Here is a 4068-nt window from a genome sequence, read left to right on the forward strand (position 1 = left end):
GCTCCGGGGCAAAACCGGCGATGCGCCGACCCCGCCCGTCGAGCACCGCGAGCAGCAGCGACTCGTCGCCCGGCGTGCGGGCATGGGCGATGGCGCTGCCGACCGCCGCGGTGCCGCCGTCGCGCCATACCGCCAGCAGCGCGTCGGCCTCCTCCGTGGTCTCGCGGCGGACGGCCCCCAGCGTCTCGTCATGGGTCTGCTTCCAGATGACGCCAATCAGCACCAGGCTCGACACCAGCGCCAGCGCCACCGCCAGCAGGGTGATGCGCGCGGTGACCGACAGCCTGACGCGCGGGATCGCGGCTCAGCCTTCCGCCGACAGTCGATAGCCCGCCCCGCGCACGGTGTGGAGGATCGGCGAGGAAAAGCCGTCCTCCAGCTTGCGGCGCAGCCGGCCGATATGGACGTCGACGACGTTGGAGCCCGGGTCAAAATGATAGTTCCAGATCTTCTCCAGCATCATCGTGCGGGTGACGACCTGGCCGGCGTGGCGGACGAGGAACTCCAAGAGGTTGAACTCGCGCGCGCCGAGCGGGATGGCGCGGCCGGCGCGGGTGACGATCCGCGACAGCAGGTCGACCTCCAGATCGCCGACCGACAGCTTGGTCTTGGTCGGCTCGGCAGCTGCGCGGTCGCCGCGACGGACCAGCGCCTCGACGCGCGCCGACAGCTCGGCGAAGCTGTACGGCTTACACAGATAATCGTCGGCCCCCGCCTTCAGCCCGTCGACCCGGTCGTCGACCGAGGCGAGCGCCGACAGCACCAGCGTCGGCGTGCCGATCCCCGCCGCGCGGATCGCGCTGATCATCGCCAGGCCGTCCAGCCCGGGCAACATCCGGTCGGCGACGACAAGGTCGAAGATACCCTCGCTGGCAAGGAACAGCCCGTCGCGACCATCGCGGCAGGTCTCGACCGAATAGCCGGCCTCCGACAGGCCCTTGGCGAGATAAGCGGCGGTCGAGGCATCATCCTCGACGATCAGGATCTTGCGGCTCACGCCCTACTCCATAGGTGAAAGGCCGACGGAAAGCATAGTCTCCGCCGGCCCCCTACGGCACCCCCGGGAGTGACGGGCACCGAACTCGCAAACTGTCCGCGTGCAATAGCAGCGGCGGGCAGGCGAGGCGGTGACCGGGACATGAAGAGCGCGTCATTGATCTCCCGGCGCCGGGGCAGGTCAGCTGCCCAGGATGCCCGCGATCGCGGCGCTGACCTCGTCGATATCGGCCATGCCGTTGACCCGCCGCACCAGCCCGCGCGCCTCGTAGATCGGCAGGATCGGCGCGGTCTTGGCGCGGTATTCGGCCATTCGGGTGCTGACCGTCTCGGCATTGTCGTCCGGGCGGCGCTTGAACTCGGTCGCGCCGCACACGTCGCACACGCCGGCCACGGTCGGCAGCTTGAAGACGTCGTGATAGCCCTCGCCGCAGTGCGCGCAGGTGAAGCGGCCGACGATCCGCTCGATCAGCGCAGCCTCGTCGACCTCCAGCTCGACGACATAGTCGAGCGCCGATCCGCGCTCCGCCAGCAGGATGTCGAGCGCGTCGGCCTGGGCGGCGGTGCGGGGATAGCCGTCGAAGATCACGCCCGCGGCTGTGTCGCCCTGATCGAGGCGCTCGCCGATCAGCGCGGAGACGATCGCGTCGGAGACAAGTTCCCCCGCCGCCATCACCGCCTTGGCCTTGACGCCGACCGGCGACCCCGCCTTGACCGCCGCGCGCAGCATGTCGCCGGTCGACAGCTGGACCATGTTGCGGCCGGCGACGAGCCGGCTCGCCTGCGTGCCCTTGCCCGCTCCCGGCGGTCCGAGAAGGATGATGTTCACGCCGCCTCCCCTAACCGGACCGTGAGATGCCGCAAGCCGCCGCGGTCAGCGCAATCGGCCGCCCTTCAGCTTCGCCTTCTTGATCAGGTCGCCATATTGATGCGCCAGCAGGTGCGACTGGATCTGCGTCACCGTGTCCATCGTCACGTTGACGACGATCAGCAGGCTGGTGCCGGTCAGCGCCAGACTGACGCCCAGCGACGACATCACCAGCTCCGGTACCAGGCAGATGATGGTCAGATATCCAGCGCCCAGCACCGTGATCCGGGTCAGCACATAATCGAAATAGGTCTCGGTATTCTTGCCGGGCCGGATGCCGGGGATGAAGCCGCCATAGCGCTTCAGGTTGTCCGCCGTCTCCTCGGGATTGAACACCACCGCGGTATAGAAGAACGAGAAGAAGATGATGCCCGCCCCATAGAGCGTCATGTAGACCGGGCTGCCATGCTGCAGATACTGGTTGAGGGTGATGATCAGGTCGCCCCAGCGGCTCTCGCCGGCGACGCGGTTGCCGGCGAACTGCGAGATGGTCAGCGGCAGCAGCAGCAGCGAGGAGGCGAAGATCGGCGGGATGACGCCGGCGGTGTTGAGTTTCAACGGCAAGTGGCTGCGGTCCGCCTGCATCCCGCGCTGGGTCTGGCGCTTGGGATACTGGATCAGGATGCGGCGCTGGGCCCGCTCCATGAAGCAGATGAACAGCACCAGCAACGCCACCGCCGCGACCACGCCCAGGATCACCGCCGGGTTGATCGACCCCGACCGGCCGCTCTCCATCAGGTTGACGATGGTGGTCGGCAGATTGGCGACGATGCCGGCCATGATGATCAGCGACACGCCGTTGCCGATGCCGCGGCTGGTGATCTGCTCGCCCAGCCACATCAGGAACATGGTGCCGCCGATCAGCGACACGACGGCGGCGACGCGGAACAGCGTGCCCGGCTCGACCACCGCCTGGACGCCGTTATTGGCACCGATCGTCTCCAGCCCCTTGGCGATGACGAAACCCTGGATGGCGGTGAGCAGCACCGTTCCGTAACGGGTATATTGGTTGAGCTTCTTGCGCCCGCTCTCGCCTTCCTTCTTGATCGCGCCGAGCTGCGGGCTGAGCGAGGTCGCCAGCTGCACCACGATTGAGGCGGTGATATAAGGCATGACGCCAAGCGCGGTCAGGCTCATCCGCTTGAGGCTGCCGCCCGAGAAGGTGTTGAAGAAATCGAGCACGCCGCCGCTGGTCTTGCCCGCCAGCAGGCCGAGCGCGGTGGGGTCGACCCCCGGCAGCGGCACATAGGACAGCAGGCGGAAGATGATCAGCGCGCCGATGGTGAACCACAGCCGCTTCTTGAGGTCGGTCGCCTGCGCGAACTTCCCGAAGTTCACGCTCTGCTGCATACGGTCGGCTGCGGATGCCATCGTCTATAGTCCTGAAACCTGAAGCGGCGGGATGCGTTATCCGCCCCCGCCGCTCATATAGGTGTGTCGGGCGTCTTGTCTAACCCGCTGTCGTCACCCCGGCCTTGTGCCGGGGTCCAGGGTCACGAACGGCATTGCTCACGGCTCTGGATGCCGGGACGAGCCCGGCATGACGAATATTACGCCTTGAACGACGCCTTGTGCGCCTGGCGCTCCTTGTACTTCACGCCCTTCTTGGCGGCGGCCTTGTCGGCCGGTGCGACGACCTCGATCACCGAGACCGAGCCGCCCGCCTTCTCGACCGCCTCGATCGCGCCCTTGGACGCGCCGGCGACGGTGAAGGTCAGCGCCGTCGTCAGCTCGCCCTTGCCGAGCAGGCGGACCCCATCCTTGCCGCCGCGCGCCAGGCCCGCGGCCTTGAGCGCGGCATGGTCGAGCGCAGCGTTCGCCTCGATCTTGCCGGCGTCGACCGCCTTCTGGATCGCGCCCAGGTTCACCTCGGCATAGTCCTTGGCGAACAGGTTGTTGAAGCCGCGCTTGGGCAGCCGCATATGCAGCGGCATCTGCCCGCCCTCGAAGCCGGCGATGCTGACGCCCTCGCGGCTCTTCTGGCCCTTCTGGCCGCGCCCGCCGGTCTTGCCTTTGCCCGAGCCGATACCGCGGCCGACGCGGATCTTGGATTTGCGTGCGCCGTCATTGTCGCGCAGTTCGTTCAGTTTCATATCATGCACTCGCTTTCGCTTGTTACGCGCAATCCCTCTCCCCCTGTGGGAGAGGGAGGGAGCCGCCTGAAAGGCGGCGGAAGGGTGAGGGGGAGTAGGAAGCGATCCGCG

The 4068-nt window shown here is 67.4% G+C and carries 4 protein-coding genes and 1 pseudogene; all 5 read right to left on the reverse strand.

The annotated features are described in order from the left end of the window. Positions 1-250: pseudogene (locus HUU96_RS12505) on the reverse strand (signal protein); the annotation flags it as partial. A gap of 54 nt (positions 251-304) precedes the next feature. Further along, entirely contained in the window at positions 305-997 is a 693-nt protein-coding gene (locus HUU96_RS12510; protein ID WP_174293099.1) for a response regulator transcription factor, read from the reverse strand. A 180-nt stretch (positions 998-1177) separates the two neighbouring features. Then, on the reverse strand, positions 1178-1825 hold the full coding sequence (locus HUU96_RS12515; RefSeq protein WP_174293100.1) for an adenylate kinase: 648 nt from the start codon (positions 1823-1825) through the stop codon (positions 1178-1180). Positions 1826-1870: 45 nt separating this feature from the next. Then, positions 1871-3235, reverse strand: a complete 1365-nt coding sequence (gene secY, locus HUU96_RS12520; protein ID WP_174293101.1) for a preprotein translocase subunit SecY — start codon at positions 3233-3235, stop codon at positions 1871-1873. 179 nt (positions 3236-3414) lie between these two features. Then, a complete protein-coding gene (rplO, locus tag HUU96_RS12525; protein WP_174293102.1) occupies positions 3415-3957 on the reverse strand; it encodes a 50S ribosomal protein L15 in 543 nt (180 codons plus the stop codon). Positions 3958-4068: the final 111 nt, after the last annotated feature.

It is taken from the genome of Sphingomonas bacterium (assembly GCF_903644135.1).
Taxonomy (GTDB): domain Bacteria; phylum Pseudomonadota; class Alphaproteobacteria; order Sphingomonadales; family Sphingomonadaceae; genus Sphingomonas.

What these genes read in the sequence shown, in the direction of transcription:
- secY (WP_174293101.1), bottom strand. Translation starts at nt 3,235, where the DNA reads ATGGCATCCGCAGCCGACCGTATGCAGCAGAGCGTGAACTTCGGGAAG.
- rplO (WP_174293102.1), bottom strand. Translation starts at nt 3,957, where the DNA reads ATGAAACTGAACGAACTGCGCGACAATGACGGCGCACGCAAATCCAAG.